The 16,952-nt window shown below is 69.5% G+C and carries 20 protein-coding genes; 9 read left to right on the forward strand and 11 right to left on the reverse strand.

The window, feature by feature from the left end; genetic code table 11:
• Positions 1–2 precede the first annotated feature (2 nt).
• The 3 genes from ACSHWB_RS27315 to ACSHWB_RS27325 are packed head-to-tail and all read right to left on the reverse strand — an operon-like array spanning position 3 to position 2,651.
• Positions 3–1,031 carry a CU044_5270 family protein gene (locus tag ACSHWB_RS27315; RefSeq protein WP_439656138.1) on the reverse strand — a complete coding sequence of 343 codons (1,029 nt, stop codon included), beginning with the start codon at positions 1,029–1,031 and terminating at the stop codon, positions 3–5.
• Entirely contained in the window at positions 1,024–1,560 is a 537-nt protein-coding gene (locus ACSHWB_RS27320) for an RNA polymerase sigma factor (protein WP_439656139.1), read from the reverse strand. Before ACSHWB_RS27320 ends, ACSHWB_RS27315 begins: the two co-directional genes overlap by 8 nt.
• Positions 1,561–1,610: 50 nt before the next feature.
• Complete coding sequence (locus ACSHWB_RS27325) at positions 1,611–2,651, reverse strand: acyltransferase family protein (protein ID WP_439656140.1); 1,041 nt, start codon at positions 2,649–2,651, stop codon at positions 1,611–1,613.
• 105 nt (positions 2,652–2,756) lie between these two features.
• On the opposite strand from ACSHWB_RS27325, the gene ACSHWB_RS27330 reads away from it, so the two are divergent.
• A complete protein-coding gene (locus ACSHWB_RS27330) occupies positions 2,757–4,040 on the forward strand; it encodes a glycosyltransferase 87 family protein (protein WP_439664673.1) in 1,284 nt (427 codons plus the stop codon).
• On the opposite strand, the gene ACSHWB_RS27335 is transcribed toward ACSHWB_RS27330, so the two are convergent.
• Both ACSHWB_RS27335 and ACSHWB_RS27340 read right to left on the reverse strand, forming a co-directional pair.
• Complete coding sequence (locus ACSHWB_RS27335) at positions 3,985–4,566, reverse strand: DUF4360 domain-containing protein (protein ID WP_439656141.1); 582 nt, start codon at positions 4,564–4,566, stop codon at positions 3,985–3,987. The two genes, ACSHWB_RS27330 and ACSHWB_RS27335, sit on opposite strands and share 56 nt — an antisense overlap.
• 87 nt (positions 4,567–4,653) lie before the next feature.
• Positions 4,654–5,478: a class II glutamine amidotransferase gene (locus ACSHWB_RS27340; protein WP_439656142.1), complete on the reverse strand. Its 825-nt coding sequence runs from the start codon at positions 5,476–5,478 to the stop codon at positions 4,654–4,656.
• 97 nt (positions 5,479–5,575) lie between these two features.
• On the opposite strand from ACSHWB_RS27340, the gene ACSHWB_RS27345 reads away from it, so the two are divergent.
• Complete coding sequence (locus ACSHWB_RS27345; RefSeq protein WP_439656143.1) at positions 5,576–5,962, forward strand: hypothetical protein; 387 nt, start codon at positions 5,576–5,578, stop codon at positions 5,960–5,962.
• Positions 5,963–6,120: 158 nt separating this feature from the next.
• Here ACSHWB_RS27345 and ACSHWB_RS27350 read toward each other — a convergent pair whose 3' ends face one another.
• A complete protein-coding gene (locus tag ACSHWB_RS27350; protein WP_439656144.1) occupies positions 6,121–6,609 on the reverse strand; it encodes a GlcG/HbpS family heme-binding protein in 489 nt (162 codons plus the stop codon).
• A 112-nt stretch (positions 6,610–6,721) separates the two neighbouring features.
• On the opposite strand from ACSHWB_RS27350, the gene ACSHWB_RS27355 reads away from it, so the two are divergent.
• Together ACSHWB_RS27355 and ACSHWB_RS27360 are read left to right on the forward strand one after the other, a co-directional pair.
• On the forward strand, positions 6,722–7,684 hold the full coding sequence (locus tag ACSHWB_RS27355) for a sensor histidine kinase (RefSeq protein WP_439656145.1): 963 nt from the start codon (positions 6,722–6,724) through the stop codon (positions 7,682–7,684).
• A complete protein-coding gene (locus ACSHWB_RS27360) occupies positions 7,681–8,286 on the forward strand; it encodes a response regulator (RefSeq protein ID WP_439656146.1) in 606 nt (201 codons plus the stop codon). Before ACSHWB_RS27355 ends, ACSHWB_RS27360 begins: the two co-directional genes overlap by 4 nt.
• Positions 8,287–8,299: 13 nt before the next feature.
• Here the strand turns inward: ACSHWB_RS27360 and ACSHWB_RS27365 are convergent, their stop codons facing one another.
• The 3 genes from ACSHWB_RS27365 to ACSHWB_RS27375 form a co-directional block, all read right to left on the reverse strand.
• Positions 8,300–9,265 carry an IS481 family transposase gene (locus tag ACSHWB_RS27365; protein ID WP_439656147.1) on the reverse strand — a complete coding sequence of 322 codons (966 nt, stop codon included), beginning with the start codon at positions 9,263–9,265 and terminating at the stop codon, positions 8,300–8,302.
• Between the two features lie 105 nt (positions 9,266–9,370).
• On the reverse strand, positions 9,371–9,931 hold the full coding sequence (locus ACSHWB_RS27370) for an ester cyclase (protein ID WP_439656148.1): 561 nt from the start codon (positions 9,929–9,931) through the stop codon (positions 9,371–9,373).
• Between the two features lie 9 nt (positions 9,932–9,940).
• Positions 9,941–10,978 carry a hypothetical protein gene (locus ACSHWB_RS27375; protein WP_439656149.1) on the reverse strand — a complete coding sequence of 346 codons (1,038 nt, stop codon included), beginning with the start codon at positions 10,976–10,978 and terminating at the stop codon, positions 9,941–9,943.
• A gap of 59 nt (positions 10,979–11,037) precedes the next feature.
• Between ACSHWB_RS27375 and ACSHWB_RS27380 the strand changes: the two genes are divergently transcribed.
• The 3 genes from ACSHWB_RS27380 to bla all read left to right on the forward strand — a co-directional run bounded on the left by ACSHWB_RS27380 (position 11,038) and on the right by bla (position 13,571).
• Positions 11,038–11,709 (forward strand): TetR/AcrR family transcriptional regulator, encoded by a 672-nt coding sequence (locus ACSHWB_RS27380; RefSeq protein ID WP_439656150.1) that lies wholly within the window; start codon positions 11,038–11,040, stop codon positions 11,707–11,709.
• Positions 11,710–11,795: 86 nt separating this feature from the next.
• Positions 11,796–12,626 (forward strand): phosphatase PAP2 family protein, encoded by an 831-nt coding sequence (locus ACSHWB_RS27385; protein WP_439656151.1) that lies wholly within the window; start codon positions 11,796–11,798, stop codon positions 12,624–12,626.
• Between the two features lie 63 nt (positions 12,627–12,689).
• Positions 12,690–13,571 (forward strand): class A beta-lactamase, encoded by an 882-nt coding sequence (gene bla / locus ACSHWB_RS27390; RefSeq protein ID WP_439656152.1) that lies wholly within the window; start codon positions 12,690–12,692, stop codon positions 13,569–13,571.
• On the opposite strand, the gene ACSHWB_RS27395 is transcribed toward bla, so the two are convergent.
• A complete protein-coding gene (locus ACSHWB_RS27395) occupies positions 13,564–13,956 on the reverse strand; it encodes a GyrI-like domain-containing protein (RefSeq protein ID WP_439656153.1) in 393 nt (130 codons plus the stop codon). The two genes, bla and ACSHWB_RS27395, sit on opposite strands and share 8 nt — an antisense overlap.
• 77 nt (positions 13,957–14,033) lie before the next feature.
• On the opposite strand from ACSHWB_RS27395, the gene ACSHWB_RS27400 reads away from it, so the two are divergent.
• Both ACSHWB_RS27400 and ACSHWB_RS27405 read left to right on the forward strand, forming a co-directional pair.
• Entirely contained in the window at positions 14,034–15,731 is a 1,698-nt protein-coding gene (locus ACSHWB_RS27400; protein WP_439656154.1) for a cellulase family glycosylhydrolase, read from the forward strand.
• 1 nt (position 15,732) lies between these two features.
• Entirely contained in the window at positions 15,733–16,599 is an 867-nt protein-coding gene (locus tag ACSHWB_RS27405) for an NAD-dependent protein deacetylase (protein WP_439656155.1), read from the forward strand.
• On the opposite strand, the gene ACSHWB_RS27410 is transcribed toward ACSHWB_RS27405, so the two are convergent.
• Positions 16,588–16,944 (reverse strand): RNA-binding S4 domain-containing protein, encoded by a 357-nt coding sequence (locus ACSHWB_RS27410; protein WP_439656156.1) that lies wholly within the window; start codon positions 16,942–16,944, stop codon positions 16,588–16,590. The two genes, ACSHWB_RS27405 and ACSHWB_RS27410, sit on opposite strands and share 12 nt — an antisense overlap.
• Between the last annotated feature and the right edge of the window lie 8 nt (positions 16,945–16,952).

Below are 16,952 nucleotides of genomic sequence, written 5' to 3' on the forward strand. Positions count from 1 at the left end.
GGTCAGGAGGCGAGCCCGATCCCCGCCACGACCTTCGTGGTCACCGAGGTGGTGCCGATGACCTGGCCCTGCTTGAGGCCCCACGCGTCCTTCGCCAGCACCGTGCGGGAACCGAGGTACTCGCCGGTCGTCTGGTCGATGACGAGTTGCTCGGTCGTCTCGTTCTCGGTGACGCCGAGCGCGGTGCCGGTGCGGCCGTCGATCACCGACGCCCTGTCGACGACCTCCAGCTTCGGCAGGTTGCTCAGGGCCTTGTAGACGGCGGAGCGCACCTCGGCCGGGTAGACGCCGGTGTCGAGGCCGTCGTTGACCATCCGCAGCAGGACGAGGCCTTCGTCGCCCCCCACCTCGGCGCGGAGCTTCCGGTAGAGCTCACGAGGGTCTAGTGGAAGCGTGGCGAGGTACTCGGGCGACGGATCGCGGAAGCTCGGATTGATCTCGTCGTGCAGCGCGGGGCCGCCCGCGGAGGTGTACTCGCCGTCGCTGGCGACCGGTGGCTTGAGGTCGTCGGGAAGGTCCGCCGCGGACCCGATCAGCCACTGCCTGTCGCCGACCGCGTCGTGCCGGTAGACCCACGTGCCCTTGCGGTCGGCCGGGATCCACACCTGCAGCTTCACGTCCTGCAGGTACATCCACCTGTGGTGGTACTCGGTCATCGACCACCGGGAGTTCTGCAGCACGTGGAGGTACTGGCCAGGCTGCAGCTTCGCGTCACCGGTGAGGTTCGCGGCCCGGTTGAGCAGATCGGCCGCGGCGGCGCTGCCCACACCCGGGCCGTTGTCGCGCGACATCAGCGACGGGGCGAGCAGTGCGGCGCCCGCGATGACGACCATCGCGGCGGCCGCGGCGACCACCGGGATCCGGCGGCGGCGACGAGGTGCCAGCGCGACGACCTTGCCGGACTCCTCGGCGTCCATGCGTGCGAGGAGTGCCGCGCGGCCCCGTTCGAACGCCTCGTCGCTCATCGGGGCGACGTCCGACATCGCCCACTTGACCGTCTCGTCCTCGACCTGGCGTGTCTCGTCACGCATCGTCGTCACCCTCCTGTCCGTTGATCTTCGCCCGCAGCTTGGCCCGCGCCCGGAACAACCGGGTCCGCACCGTCGCCACCGGCGTCTCGGTCACCTCGGCGACCTCGGCCGCGCTCAGGTCGGCCCACGCCACCATCAGCAGCACGTCCCGTTCCTCCGGCCGCAGGTCCGCCAGCGCCTCGCCCAGGTCGCTCATCAGCGACTTGGCGTCCACCACCGACGCCGTGCGGTCGTCGACGTGGTCGGCCACCGCGCGCCTGCCGTGGTCGCGCGCCCACGCCCGCAGGCGTCTGCCCTCGGAGCGCACGTGCTGGCGCAGCAGGTTCGTCCCGATCCCGAACAGCCACGCCTTGACGCTCGCGCGGGCGGGGTCGAAGCTCTCGCGGCGTTCCCAGGCGATGAGGAACGTCTCGGACACCAGGTCGTCCGCGATCGCGGCGTCCACCCGCAGCGCCAGATAGCGGTGCAGATCCCGGGCGTGCCGGTCGTACAGCTCGACCCACGCGTCCCTGTCCAGAGGCTTCGTCACCCCCGGTCCTCCTGTTCGCGCCGGCGGCGCTGTCTCGGTGCTCACGGAAACTATTGGCCGATGGGGGTCATCGCATTCCCGACCGGACGGTGTGACCTGCCTCGCCTGATCATCGGGAGCTCGACGAACCGGTAGGTCAGATCGGCGATCCCGATCGCCACCAACGTCGTCAACGCTGCCATGACCAGGCCTGATGCGCCCGAGAGCAGCACGGCGGAGTGCGCGAGGGCCTGCACCAGGTAGATCGAGTACGACCGCTCACCGAGCCACACCATCGGGCGAGCGGACAGCAGCCGCTGCACCCGTCCCGGCGCCAGCAGCGAGGGCAGTGCGAGCCCGGTGGCGACGGCGTAGATCGGCACCACCGACACGAAACCGGGGATCCTGCCGTCCAGCGCGCCGGAGATGAGCGGGACCGACAGGTGCACGCCGAGGAACAGCAAGATCACCCACGGTGTCATGAACAGCCTGATCAGCGCGAACCCCCGCCCGTTGTGCATGAGCAGCGCCAGCGCGCACCCGACCAGCACGGTGAAGTAGTGCACCGACCAGCCCTTGGGGTCGGACGAAACGGTGAACGGCACAACGGCCAACGCGAGCGCCATCAGCCCGACGGTGACCATCGGCCGCCACCGGGGCAGCAACGCGAACGCCAGCAACGGCCACACGAGGTAGAACTTCTGCTCCACACCAAGGGACCACGACTGGCCGTAGGCGCCGCCGTGCCCGAACTCGTTGAGGAAAGTCAGGTACAGCGGGAAGTCGCGGCCGAGCGGGTTCTGCCAGAACTGCCCGGCGACCAGCAGGCCCGCCGCCGTGACGAACAGGACCACGAAGTAGACCGGCAGGATCCGGAACGCCCTGCGGCGGTAGAACTCCCTGAGGCTGATGCGCCCGGTGCGCGCCTGTTCGCGCAGCAGCAACGTGGTGATCAGGAACCCGGACAGCACGAAGAAGATCTGGACCCCTAGCCAGCCCTGCAGCACGCCCGGCCCGCCGTAGTGGAAGAACACGACCATCAACGCGGCGATGGCGCGCACACCGTCCAGTGCGGGAAAGCGCTTCAGCGCAAGGAACTGCTCGTGGGTCATGCCCCCTCTTGGTCGATGACCCCCTCGGCGTTCCCATGAGGACTGTCACATTCCCTTGGTGGAAACGGTGAAGCCCGTAACGGCCAAGTAGTGGTCGTGAACGAGATGCTGTTGATCAGGGGGCTCGCCGACGAGATCCCGCCGATGTCCGCCGGTGCGTTCGAGTCCGGCAGGAAACGACTGCTGACCCGGCACCGCTGGGTGGCCGCGCGCAAGGTCGCGCGCGTGCTGTGGTTCGTGGCGCTGGCCGCGCTGCCGATCTCGTTGATCGGCATGGGTTTCCACTTCCTCGACCTGCAGGTCTACCGGACGGGCGGCGAGGCGTGGCTGCAGGGACACGCGCTCTACGTCGACTTCCCCGGCGCGTTGGACGGCCCACGGCTGCCGTTCACCTACCCGCCGATCGCCGCGGTGCTGTTCAGCGGCTTGACGTTCCTGCCGGTGTGGGCGGCGAACTCGCTCGTGGTCGTGGTGAACTTCCTGTGCCTGTCGGTGGTCAGCGTCCTGGTCACCGCGCGGCTCACCCGGCGTTCGGACGTCGTGTGGACCGTCGGCCCCGCCGTCGCGGTCCTCGGTGTGGCACTGGAACCGGTGATCTCGACCCTCCTCTTCGGACAGATCAACCTGCTGCTGATGGCGCTCGTGGTGGTGGACTGCCTGGCCGTGCGCGACCCGCGGTTCCGCGGCCTGCTCGTCGGAGTGGCCGCCGCGATCAAGCTGACGCCGCTGATCTTCCTGCTGTACTTCCTGGTGCGCAGGGAATGGCGCGCGGCCGCGACGTCGGCGCTGGCGTTTCTCGGTATGGCGGTGCTGGGGTTCCTGTTCGCCGCCAAGGACTCCGCCGAGTTCTGGTTCCACGCGCTGCTCGACCCCGGCCGTGCCGGCGGGCTCGCGTACATGACGAACCAGTCGCTGCGCGGTGTGCTGCACCGGATCAACCCCGGAGAGCACGCGGAGTCGTTGATGTGGACGGGTTTGTCGCTGATCGTCGTGACGCTCGCGCTGGTGGCGGCGTACCGGGCGCGCAACGAGGTCGCGGCACTGACCGCGATCGCGGCGGCGGGCCTGCTCGTCTCGCCGGTCTCCTGGTCGCACCACTGGGTCTGGTGCGTCCCGGCGTTCCTGGCACTGGGTTTCGCGCGCAGGCGCTGGGCCTGGCCGACGCTCGACGCGTTGCTGGTGATCTTCCTGGTCCACCCCTTCACGTGGCTGCCGAGCACCGGCGACAAGGAGATGCTGTGGAGCTGGCAGGAACACGTCTACGGCGACGCGTACACCTGGGTCGCGATCATCGGCCTGGTGGCGGCGGCGTTCACCGCCACCAGGCCGGAGCTCAGCAGCGACGCACGCGCACCGCGCCGCGGCTGGACTCCACGATCGCGAAGTTGAGCCGGTCGGGGTCCGCGGCGCCGAGTGCGACGCGGACCTCGGCGTTGATGTTGATGTTGCGCTGTTCCCCGCACGGCGCCCACTGGATCTCGGTCGAGTTCGGGCGGTAGTGCGTCTGCCAGCTGTCGCTGAACGGCCCGGTGAACGACTGGCTCACCGTCGCGGTGGGCGACGTTCCCTGCAGGTAGGTGCTGATGCGACTCAGGCCCGTCGCACCGTCCTGCAGGTGCGTGTAGCCCTCGTAGGTGGTTCTGGCCAACCCGTAGGTGAAGCCCTGCGGCACGTTCACCCGCAGGTTGAGCTGGCAGTTCTTGCGCAGGTCGACCGGCGACGAGCCGCCACCCGCCCGCGCCAGGAAAGTGTGGTACCCGACCGTGAACGTCCGGTCGTCCGTCTTGACGTCGGCGTCACCGGCCGGGCAACCGGAGCCGTTGACGGTCACGACCTCCAGGACGGGCGCCGGGGCCGCGTCGGCCGGTGCGAGGGCGGATAGGGCGATGAGTGCTGCCGCTGCCGTGGTGAGCATGAGGAACCTCTCCGAGGGGGCCGTGGCGGCGGCAGCACCAGACGCTATGACGGATCGCGGTTCGTCAACTAACGGTCACCTGACGATTCACGGCTTGAACGGCATGAGTTCCTCTTCGACGCCGGTCCTGACCACCACGCACGTCGACTCCGGCACCTCCTGCCACGCCCCGACCAGGTCGGCCAGCGGCTCGGACACCACGAGCCGCGAGTCGTCGGTGAGGTTGTGCAACGCCGGGTTGTCCGGGTACTGGCGGCGCAACGTGGACACGTCGGTGCTGTGGAAAAGGCTCCGCGACTTGCCCCGGCTCGAGTACCGGAACGCCCAGGTCGTCGACCCGTCCGTGACCGCGACCGTCATCTGGATCGGGTACTCGACCCCGGCACGCCGCCCGACGTCCTCGACGAACTCGACCATGCGCGCCACCCCGGCCGGCGGGTCCTGCTCCATCCCGAAGCTGATGGCCAGGTAGAACATGATCTCCGAGTCCGTGGAGCCCTCGATCAGCGGGAACAGCACCGGATCGATCGCCAGCATCAGCTCCCGCCGCACCAGCGGGAACTTGGCGATCAGCCCGTTGTGCATCCACAACCAGTTGCCGTACCGGAACGGATGGCAGTTCGACCGCTGCACCGCGCCGCCCGTGGAGGCCCGGACGTGCGCGAACACCCGGTCGACGGTGATCTGCGCGGACAGTTCCCGCAGGTTGCGGTCGTTCCACGCCGGCTCCGTGCTCAGGAACAGCCCAGGCGTGCTCGTGTTGCCGTACCAGCCGATGCCGAACCCGTCACCGTTCACCGCCGTAGCCCCCAGCCGGGCGTGCTTCGACTGCATGACGAGCGAGTTCTCCGGCGCGTACAGCAGCTCCTCCAGCAAGACAGGAGAACCGGAATACGCGAGCCACCGGCACATGACGAACCTCCCTTTGACCAGCGATATATGGGAACACGTACCGCATGTGAAAGGCGAGGTTTGCGGCGGCGCGCCATTCTCGGGCAGCATGGCGGGGGTGACGGTCCCTCCCGGCTTACGGCCCCCGCCCTACGAGCAGCCGCGCGGGAACTTCGAGACGATCGAGGTGTACGCACCCGTCGTGCAGGTCACGCCCCCGGCAGCGCCCGTCGTCGAGGAGCCGGACGAACGCTCGGACATGGCCGTCATCGGCCCGATCGCCGCGCTCGTGCTCGCCCTGACGGTCTCCACGCTGATCCTGGAGCACCCGGCTGCCCGTGCCGTTGCCGCTGGTCTGGCCACCATCGGGTTGATCGTGGCGGTGGCGCTCATGCTGATGGGGAAGAAGCCGAAGCCTGGGCGGCACGTGGCTCGGCATGCCATCGATCCTGAGGCGACGGATCGGATCGCGCCCGGGTGGGCTGCGACGGAACGGCGCCGCTGACCAGCACCTTCCCGCCACCGCCGCACCCACCACTGCCGGACCCCGGCACTTCTCGGCCAGGCTGAACCCTTCCGGCCACCGCACCTCGCCAACCCGGCTCGCGATCACGTCTTCCCGGCGGAACGGCTGCCACCCGGTTGACGTGCGGCGGCGTTCGCTCACCGCAGCGTCGCGAGACCCGCCTTCGCGTACTTCTCGTCCAGGTCGCCGCTGGGCGCGCCACCGACCCCGATGCCCGCCACGGACGTGCCGTCGACCGCCACCGGCACCCCGCCGCCCAGGAACAACGTGCCGGGGATGTCCCGCAGCGTCGCGCCCTGGCCGGTCACGCGGCCGGCCAGCTCCGAGGTCGGAGCGTTGAACGAGACCGCGGTGAAGGCCTTGCGGCGTGCCGACTCCTCGGTCTGCGGGCCCGCGCCGTCGCCGGCGAGCAGGACGACCAGGTCGCCGCTGCGGTCGACCACGGCGACGGTGACGCGCTGGTTCTCCTTCTCCGCGGCGTCGAGGGTGGCCTGCGCCGCCCTGATGGCCGCGTCGACGGTCAGCACCTTCTCGGTGCGGGTGGTGGTGCGCTGGTCGGCCGCCGCGTAGCCGCCGCCGACGGTCAGGACGACGAGGGTGGCGACTGCGATCTTGGTGAGGTTCATGGCACTTACGATTCGCTGATCAGGGCCGTTTGCCATGGTGGTGATGGGTTGAACCGGGGTTCAACCCATCGGTTGACCCGCGGAGCCTGCTGGGTCGCTTATGGTCGCCGTTGTGTGGCTGCACAGAGCGATGCACGCGGGTTTCTACGTGCTGTTGACGGCGTCGGCGGCGCGGTATGTCACGTACCACGGCGCCGATCTCGTCGTGCTCGGACTGGCGCTGGCGCTGGGGCTCGCTTATCCCGCCGGCGTGCGGTGGACGCGGGCGTTGCCGGTCGTGCTCGCCGTGTGGCTGGTGCTGGTGTGGCTGGCGCCCAGCTTCGGGTGGTGCGCGATCCCGTTGTTCTTCCAGTGCCTGCGGCAGTTGAAGCCGCGGGTGGCGTTGCCGATCGCGGCCGTGCTGACGGTGTCGGTGGTGCTGGCGCAGATCAGGCTGGCGGCCGCGTTCGACTGGTCGCTGGTGCTCGGGCCGGTCGGGGTCGCGGTGCTGACGGCGGCGGTGTTCTTCGACCGGGCACGGCTGCTGCACGAGGCCGGGGTGCTCGAGGAACGGCAGCGGCTCGCGCGCGAGATCCACGACACCCTCGCGCAGGGCTTTTCCAGCATCAACCTGCTGCTGTCGCTGGGGGAGACGAGGAAGGCCGCCGAGGTCGCCCGCGAGAACCTGGGTGAGGCGCGGCGGTTCGTGCGGGATCTGGCGCCGATCCACGGCACGCTGGTCGACGCGCTGCACCGGCTGGTCCCGCACGTCGAGATCGACGGCGACCCGTACGCCCTGAGCGTGCAGACCGAGGTGGCGTTGTTACGGGTCGCGCAGGGTGCGGTGGCCAACGTGTTCGAGCACTCGGGGGCCGGCCGGGTGGCGATCACGCTGTCCTTCCTCGGGGACGCGGTGTCGATGGACGTCGTGGACGACGGCCGCGGGTTCGACCCGGCGGAGGTGCGGGCGGCGGACGGCCGGGGTTATGGCCTGGCGTCCATCCGCGGCCGCATCACCGAGCTGGGGGGCACCGTGTCCGTGGAGAGCGCGCCGGGGGAGGGAACCGCCGTGGCCGTGACGGTGCCGACGCCGTGAGGGTGCTGGTGGTCGACGATCACCCGGTGGTCCGGTTCGGGCTGGTCGGGCTGCTGTCGCGCGACTTCGAGGTGATCGAGGCCGCGACCGGCGAGGAGTCGCTGACCAAGGCGTCCACTGTGGACGTCGTGCTGATGGACCTCCAGCTGGGCAAGGGGATCGACGGCGTGGAGGCCACCAGGCGGATCCGCGCGATGGAGAACGGGCCGCAGGTCGTGATCCTGACGACGTACGACGCGGACTCCGACATCGTGCGCGCGGTCGAGGCGGGTGCGATCGGCTACCTGCTCAAGGGCTGCGAGCCGGAGGACCTGGCGAAGGCCGTGCGCACGGCCTCGACGGGCCAGACCGTGCTCTCGCCGGACATCGCGCAACGGCTGCTGGGCCAGGTCCGCGACCCCGCGCCGAAGATCAGCAAGCGCGAGATCCAGATCCTCGAGAGCCTCGCCAAGGGGCTCGCGAACCGGGAGATCGCGAAGGAGCTGTTCATCAGCCAGGCCACCGTGAAGACCCATCTGGTGCGGATCTTCACGAAGCTCGGCGTCGAGACCAGGACGGCGGCCGTGACGACCGCCGTGGAACGCAAGCTGATCCGGCTCTAGTTGTACCTAGCCATCAGGTTGGTGACTGGGTGCGGCTCGTGGGCGGGTGGCCGTTGAGTGCGGTGTGACCGCGTTCAGTGTTGTAGTAGTCGAGCCAGGGCGCCAGCGCGACAGTTCGGGCGGTGTTGTCAGGGAAGACATCGTGGTAGGCCCACTCGGTCTGCAGGGTGCGGTTGAACCGCTCGACTTTGCCGTTCTGCCAAGGACAATGTGGCTTGATGGTCTTGTGGCGGGCGCCGATCGCGGTGACCGCTGCGGCGAAGTCGCGGGAGATCAGATAGTTCTTGGCGTTGTCGGTCAGGACGCGGTGAACGCGTGGGATGCCGTTGCCGGCGAACCACTCGGCCGCGCGGAGCAGGAAGCCCGCGCAGGTCGTTCCGCGTTCATCGTCGAGGACCTCGGCGTAGGCGAGCCGGGAGTGGTCGTCGACCGCGGCGTGGACATAGTCGTAGCCAAGTCCTCGGACCGTGCGGGGCCGGACGCCACGACCGTGGGCGCGCCAGCCGCCTCCGGGCGGGATCTTGCCGATCTTCTTGACGTCGAGGTGCACCAGATCGCCGGGTGCCGGGTGCTCGTAGCGGCGTGTGGTGTGCCGGGTGGCGCGGATGCGTTGCCCGGTCAGCGGATCACACTCGGCCAGGCGTGGCATGCCACGCCTGGCCAGCACCCGTGAGACGGTCCGGATCGCGACGCCTGTGGCTGTACTGATCCGAGCCGGGCCGCACCGCAGCTGCGTCCGTGCGGCGATGACCCGCTCCTCGGCTTCGGTCGGTGTGCGAGACGGCATATGGTGCGGCCGGCTTGATCGATCGGCCAGGCCCGCCACGCCTTCGGTGCGGAAACGACGGACCCAGCGGTGCCCGCATTGCCGCGAGACACCGAGCTCTTTGGCCACATGCGCGGCTGGTCTGCCAGCAGCGACCCGCTGAACAAGGACCAGGCGACCGTGGACGGTCAAGCGGGCATTAGCGTGTCCCATCGAGGCCTCCGGCTGTGGTGACTGACTTCGCAATCACCACCGCACCCGGAGGCCTCACCCATGATCAAGCCGACACGCCGTCACCAACCTGTCGGCCAGGTACATCTAGTCGAGGGAGGGAGGTGTGGTGCGGGTCAGCCGCGCGTCCGGCTGGCTGCCCGACATGGCGAGCACGCCCCGCAACACCTGCAGCAGCTTCCGCAGCCCGCTCGGCTTCTTCCGGTCGATCCCGCCGATCACCTGCTTCAGCACGCTCAGCTGGTCGAAGTAGATCCGTTCGGTGACGAGGTTCTCTTCGGCGTCGAAGATGAAGTACGCGTTCATCCGCGTGCGGTGCTTGCCGCCGGTCGCGGGGATCTTGCCCAACGGCCCGAGGTGCGTGCCCAGCAGCCAGAACTCGACGATCACGGCGTCGACGCTGTGGCGGAACGAGATCAGCTCGTGGTGCTGGTCGGGGAACGCGACGCGCGTGTCGGTGTAGTACTGCCGCACCGCCTCGTCGCCGTCGTGGACGACCATCTGCGCGATGACCTCGTAGTGCGGATGCGGGAACGTCGACAGCGTGGCGTCCCAGTCGTGCGCCACCTCGTCGCGGAAGTGGTCCAGCACGAGCTTCTCGCGTGCCTGCAGGACTTCCTTGGACGGCAGGGTGAAGCGGTCGGACATCGAAGCTCCTCAGTGGACGATCTGGCCGTGGCTGAACGTGGGCCTGGTGCCGGGGTTCGTCCAGGCACCGGTGAGCTCGCTGGAGGGGAAGAACTGCAGGAACCGCGGGTCGGCCTGGCTGCGGTCGGCGAGCGTCTTCTCCAGGATGATCGAGTTGTACTGGTCGGCGGTGGTCTCGACGGTGTTCGCGTTGAGCACGACCTCCTGCTGCCACCGCCGCGTCCACGACGCGAGGCCGGGCAGCTTCGAGTGCTCGGGCGTCAGCGCCTCGGCGGCGATCACGTTCTCGCTGCTCACCCAGATGCCGGTCGAGGTGTTGACGACGAGGCTCTGGTTGCCGAACACGTGGCCGGGCGTCTTGATCACCGCGACACCCGGACCCAGCACGACCGAGCCGTCGATCGGCAGGAACGCCTCCGCCGGCAGGTCGCGGTAGGTCGACGGCTGGTACCAGGGCTTCTGCAACGGGTGCAGCTCGTTCAGCGCCGACAGTTCGTCGCGCTGCACGATCACCTTGGCGTTCGGGAAGTACGGCGTGGCGCCGATCCAGCGCCGCAGGTCCTGCGTGTGCAGGTGGTCGAACATCAGGTAGTCGACGTCGGCGGGCGCGATGCCGAGGCGTTCGAGGTGGCCGGGCACGGTGCCGTGGACCTTGACCATGCGCCGCTCGATCACGTCCGGCGTGCGGCCCGACAGGTCCTCGAAGTACGGCGTGTACCGGCCGTACTCGTGGTCGCTCGGCTCGAACAGCAGGATCCGCTCGCGGTCACCCTCGTGCCAGCGGATCACCAGCATGCGGTTCGTGATCGACAGGAACGGCGCGATCGCCCGCGACGCCCTGAACAGACCGAACCGCGTCGGATACGGCAGCGTCACCAGGTCGCGCGTGACGATGCTGTCGGGAGTGCCCGTCGTGGCGAACTCCCGCCGGAACGCGAGACCGCGTTCCCGTGCGACGCGCAGCCGCGCGCCAGGCCCACCCTCGACGTCCATGTGCTCGAGCGTGTCGATCCCGGTGAAGCTCATCATCCCCTCCAATACCCACACTGTGGGTTAATTTGGAGGTTAAACCCACGGCGTGGATATCCGCAAGGCACAATGGCCGGGTGACTGAACCGCGCCGAGGGCGTCCGCGCACGCCGCTGCTGTCCCGCGAGTCGATCGTCGCGGCGACGCTGCAGGTCATCGACGCGGAGGGGGTGGCGGCCGTGGGCATGCGCTCGGTCGCCAGGGCGCTGAACGTGGACCCGAAGAGCCTCTACAACCACGTCGACGGCAAGGACGGGCTGCTCGACGCCGTCGCCGAGCAGCTCCTGGGTGGCCTGGTCCTGCCGGCGCCCACCGGCGACGCCCGCCACGACCTGCACGCGATCGCCACCGCGTTCCGCTCGGGCGCGCTGGCCCACCCCGGCGCCGCGCCGCTGGTGCTGACCCGCCAGGTCTCGTCGCTGGAAGGCCTCGCGCCGGTCGACGCGGTGCTCGCCGTGCTGCTGGCCGCGGGTGCCTCGGCGCAGGAGTCCGTGCACCTGCTGCGGATGCTGCTCGCCACGCTGATCGGCACGTTGCTGCGCGAGGTGTCGGCGGCACCCACGTTCGGGGGCGACGACGGCGCGCGCCACGAGGCACTGCAGGCTTCCGGACTGCCCGCGGTGGTGTGCACGGCGGCGTACATCGCGGAGTTCGACCGCGCGGCCGAGTTCGAGTACACGGTGGACCTCGCGATCACCGCCGTGCTCGACCGGATCGAACGTCAGCGGCTCGGGTCCAGGTCCTCGTAGGGGCCCTGCGCCAGCCGCCGGACGTCTCCACGAGCCGGTTGATCTTCAAGGAGCGCGTTGGTCCGAACGGCGGCAGACTGCGCGGGGTGAACTATCGACGGTGGCCCGTGGTCGCGGCGGCGGGGTTCGTCTTCGCGGCGGTCGTGTACGTGCTCGCGGTGCTGACGAAGGCCGGTCAGACCATCGAGAACGCGGCCCTGCGCGGCGCCGACCAGGACAACGTGTCCGAGTCGGACGCCGCCTGGAACGCGCTCGGCCAGATCACCCTCTACTCGCTCGCGGCGGCGGTCGTGGTGGTCGCGCTCGTCGGCGTGCTCAGAAAGCGCTGGGACCTCACCGTCGCGGCCGTCGGCGTGATCGTCGCGGGCCAGGTCGTCGTGCAGGCGCTCAAGCGGTTCGTCCTGCCGCGCCCGGCACTCGTCGAGGTCACCGGCGACTACGCGCACAACAGCCTCCCGAGTGGACACACGACGATCGCGATGACCGTGCTGTTCGCGGCGATCATCGTGGTGCCGTGGAAGTGGCGCGGCGTGATGCTCTTCTTCGTGCTGCCGTGGGCGACGGCGATCGGCCAGTACACGCTGACCGCGAAGTGGCACCGTCTCAGCGACACGCTCGCCGCCGACGGCATCGCGCTCGCCATCGCGGCGCTGGCGGCGTGGTGGTTGCAGCGCAAGGGTTCCCTGCGGCCCTACACCGGACCGCGGCGCGTCGGACGGGTCGTGCTGGTGGTGTTCTGGTCCCTCGTCGCGGTCGCCACGCTGGCGCTGGGCGCGATCCTGTGGGGGTTCTCGCTGGGCAACGAGGGCCTCAACGCCGACGAGTGGGTGCTCTACCTCGGTGCCGGCACGTTCGCGTCGGCCGGATCGCTGATCGCCGCGCTCACGTACCTCGCGTGCTGGCGCCGGATCGAGTGACAACCAGTTGATCTCTCGCGCGTCCTGTCCTGTGGAGAGGTTTCCGAAGAAGGGGACAGGACGTTGAGCGTTAACCGACGTGCCGTGCTGGCACTGGGCGCCGGAGCGGCGCTGGCCGTGGCCGTGCCCGCCACCGCACAGGCCTCGACGGTCACCGGCAAGCTGCGCGACCTGGAGAAGCTGCACAACGCGCGCCTCGGCGTGTTCGCCACGGACACCGGAACCGGCCGCACGGTGCTGCACCGCGCGGACGAGCTCTTCCCGATGTGCTCGACCTTCAAGACCATCGCGGCGGCGGCGATCCTGCGCAAGGACCGCGACGGGTCGTTGCTGAACAAGGTGATCACCTACACGCAGGCCGACGTGGACAAGTCCGGCTACGGGCCGATCACCGGCAAACCGGAGAACCTCGCGAACGGCATGAAGGTCTCGGCCCTGTGCGAGGCGACCATCACCTACAGCGACAACTGCGCGGCGAACCTGCTGCTCGAGGAACTGGGCGGCCCCACGGCGATCAGCCGCTTCAGCCGCTCGATCGGCGACCCGGTCACGCGCCTCGACCGCTACGAGCCGGAGCTGAACTCCGCGGAACCGGGTCGTGTCACCGACACGACCTCACCGCGCGCCATCGGCCAGAGCAACGCGCGTCTGACCTTGGGCCACGCCCTCAACTCGAACGACTCCGACCAGCTCCTGAAGTGGTTGCTGGCGAACACGACCGGCGGCAACCGCGTCCGCGCGGGCCTGCCGTCGGCGTGGGGCTGGGGCGACAAGACGGGCACCGGCAAGTACAGCACCACCAACGACGTCGGCATCGCGTTCCCGCCCGGCCGCGCGCCGATCGTGATCGCCGTGCTGTCGACGAAGAAGGACACCCCGGAGGGCGGGGCCGACGAACCGCTGGTGGCCAAGACCGCCGAGCTCGTGGCGGCGTCGTTCAGCTGACCGGCACCCAGAGCTCGATCACGGTGTGACGCCGGTAGAACTCGACGAGCGGCCTGGAGGAGTCCCAGGGCCCCAGGGCCTTGAGCTCCTCCATGGCCGGTCCGATCCGGCCGTACAGCCCGGGCGGCTCACCCTCCAGCACCGTGCGCCGATACCGCCCGCCCGGCAGCACGCCGACCGTCAGTGAGAACGAGTCGGCGGGCTTCAGAGGTGTGCACACGGTGTAGGTGCCGGCGGTCTCGTCCACGCGGGCGAACATCCTGCGCCCTTGGAGGCCCACGAGGTTCTCGAACCAGTCCCACGCCTCGCGCATCGCGGTGAGCTCGTCGGCGACCGTGTGCTCCAGCACCGGGACGTCCTCGCGGCTGATCAGGTCATTGCGCACGAACGACCCTATCCCCGCCGCCCCGCACCGGCTACGGTTCAATGCGAATCTCGTTCACGTTCCCAAAGGCGGCGGCGATGCGGCGAGCGGTTCTCCTGGTGGTCCTCTTCCTGTTCTCCCTGGTGGTCACACCTGTGCGCGCGGAGTCGTTCGACGGCTCCGAGCTGCGGGTGTCCGGCGGGGTCTTCCGCGACGAACACGGCCGCGAGGTGGTGTTGCGCGGCTTCAACGTCTCCGGCACGGCGAAACTCGCGGAGTACCGCGGGCTCCCGTTCGCGAACACCGCGGACGCGCGCAAGTCCGCGCAGGCGATGAAACAGCTGACCGGCGCGAACGCCGTGCGGTTCCTGCTCACCTGGGCGTGGATCGAACCGCAGCGCGGCCAGATCGACCGCGCTTACCTCGACGGCGTCACGAACCAGCTGCGCCAGTTCACGGATCTCGGCCTTCGCGTCTACCTCGACTTCCACCAGGACCTGTACTCGCGCCACCTGTTCAACAAGGACAGCTGGTACACCGGCGACGGCGCACCGGCGTGGGCGGCGAGCGGGTACCCCAAGGAGTCGTGCGGGATCTGCGTGCACTGGGGCCAGAACATGAAGAACAACAACGCCGTCACCGCCGCCACCTACGACTTCTGGCACAACCGCGACGGTGTGCAGGACTCGTTCGTGAACGCGGCCGGCGAGGCGCTCAAGCACGTCAGGGAAGCCTTGCCCGCCAACGAGTTCAAGCTCGTCGTCGGCGTCGACCCGCTCAACGAGCCGTACGCCGGCAAGTACGACGCCGGCCAGACCTCGCAGACGTGGGAGCGCGACCTCCTGATGCCGTTCTACCAGCGCTTCCGCGCCGAGATGGACGAGGCGGGCTGGGCGGCCAAGCCCGCGTTCGTGGAGCCGCTGGTGTTCTGGAACCAGAACGTGGACTTCTTCGCCGAACCCGGCGGTCTCACGCTCGTGCCCGGTCTCGGCGAGCGCTTCGTGTTCAACGCGCACTTCTACGACGGCAAGGCGCAGTCGGGAATCCTGATGCCGGGCAAGGCGGCCGACGGCCAGTACACCCAGGCGTTCGGCACGATCCGCCAGCGCGCTGCCGCTCTCGGCACCACCTCGATCGTCTCCGAGTTCGGCCACCCGGTGTCGGGCTTCACCTCCGACAAGACGCCGTCCGTGCTCAAGGCGATCTACCAGGGCCTCGACTCGACGGCGCCGGGCGCGCGCTGGTGGTCGGCGCCGCGCGGGAGCGTGATCTCGGGCAGCCAGTGGCACTGGGACACCAACTACGGCCGCCACCGCGAGCTGATGAACGACAACCCCGGCAAGGTCAAGACCGACGGCGACGCCATGAACGACGAGCACTTCTCCGCGGTCAAGCTCGACGCGGCCGGCAACGCGGTGCTCAACGTCGACCGTGCGATCGTCGACCGCGTCTACCCGCAGGCCGTCGCGGGCACGACGCTCGCGTTCACCTACGAGGACCGCGCCTACCAGACCTGGCAGCAGATCCCGCTGACCAACGTCCGCGCGCTCGTCGGCTCCGCCCCGTTCGCGGTGATCGTCTGGGACTCGAACGGGGGCAGCGCGCCGACCGAGCTGCACCTGCCGGAGTCGCTGCGCTCGCCGTTGGTGATCAGCTCGGCGTCCTCGACCGTCGACGGCGACAAGTTGCTGCTGCGAGCAGGCCAGGGACGGCAGTTCGCGCTGGTCACGGCCCCGTCCGGGGGCAACGTCGCGGCGGCGGAGGCCGAGATTCGACAGTGGTACGTAAGCTGGTGAAGTGCGAACTAGGCCCACTCTGAGCTGGTCGAACCCGGGCCCGTCACTGCCGCGCGCCTCCACCCTCACCGACGTCGTGCCGATCGTCGCGGAGGGTGGGGTGCTGGTGCTCAGCGGTGCGGGCCTCTCCACGGAGTCCGGCATCCCCGACTACCGCGGCGAGGGCGGGTCGCTGCGCAAGCACACCCCGATGACCTACGACGAGTTCACCACCAGCGAGGCCGGCCGGCAGCGCTACTGGGCCCGCAGCCACGTCGGCTGGCGCACCATCGCCCGCGCGCACCCGAACGCCGGCCACCACGCCGTCACCAGGCTCTCGGGCAAGCTGTGCGGCGTCATCACGCAGAACGTCGACGGCCTGCACCAGGCCGCGGGCTCGCCGGACGTCGTGGAACTGCACGGCGGCCTGGACCGGGTGATCTGCCTGGACTGCAGGCTGCTCTCGCCGCGCATCGACCTCGACCGCCGGCTGCGCGAGGCGAACCCGGACTTCGCCGCCACCACCACCGAGATCAACCCGGACGGTGACGTGTTCCTGCCGGAGGAACAGGTCCGTGGCTTTCGGATCGTGCCGTGCGTTGAGTGCGGTGGGGTGCTCAAGCCGGATGTCGTGTTCTTCGGTGAGAACGTGCCTCGGCCGCGTGTCGAGCAGTGCTACGAACTCGTGGACAACGCACGGTCGTTGCTCGTTCTCGGGTCTTCGCTGACGGTCATGTCCGGGTTGAGGTTCGTGCGCCGTGCCGCGGCTGCCGGGCTGCCGGTCGTGATCATCAACCGGGGTGAGACGCGGGGTGACCCGCACGCCTCTGTACGGGTGGACCTGCCGCTCGGCCGCTCACTCACGGAGCTCGCCGACCTAGTGCTGTGACCGGAACTGGTCCAGCACGCGCCGCTCCCTCTTCGTCGGCCGCCCGGCACCCCGGTCACGCCGCGCGATCGGCGCCTCCACCGGCGGCGGGGGAGTGCGGTCGAGGAAGCACGTGGCCGCGTCCGCCGCGCCGACCCGTTTCTGGATCACCCGCACGACCACGACGGTCCAGGTCTTGTCGTTCACGCGGGCGCGGACGGTGTCGCCGGGGACCACGGTCGCCGAGGCTTTCGCGGTCTTGTCGTTGATGCGCACGTGGCCGCCCTTGCACGCCTGGGCGGCGTCGGGGCGGGTCTTCGTCAGCCTGACCGCCCACAGCCAGCGGTCGATGCGCGTGGACTCCACCCCGCCAT

Source organism: Lentzea sp. HUAS TT2, assembly GCF_051853195.1.
GTDB lineage: Bacteria > Actinomycetota > Actinomycetes > Mycobacteriales > Pseudonocardiaceae > Lentzea.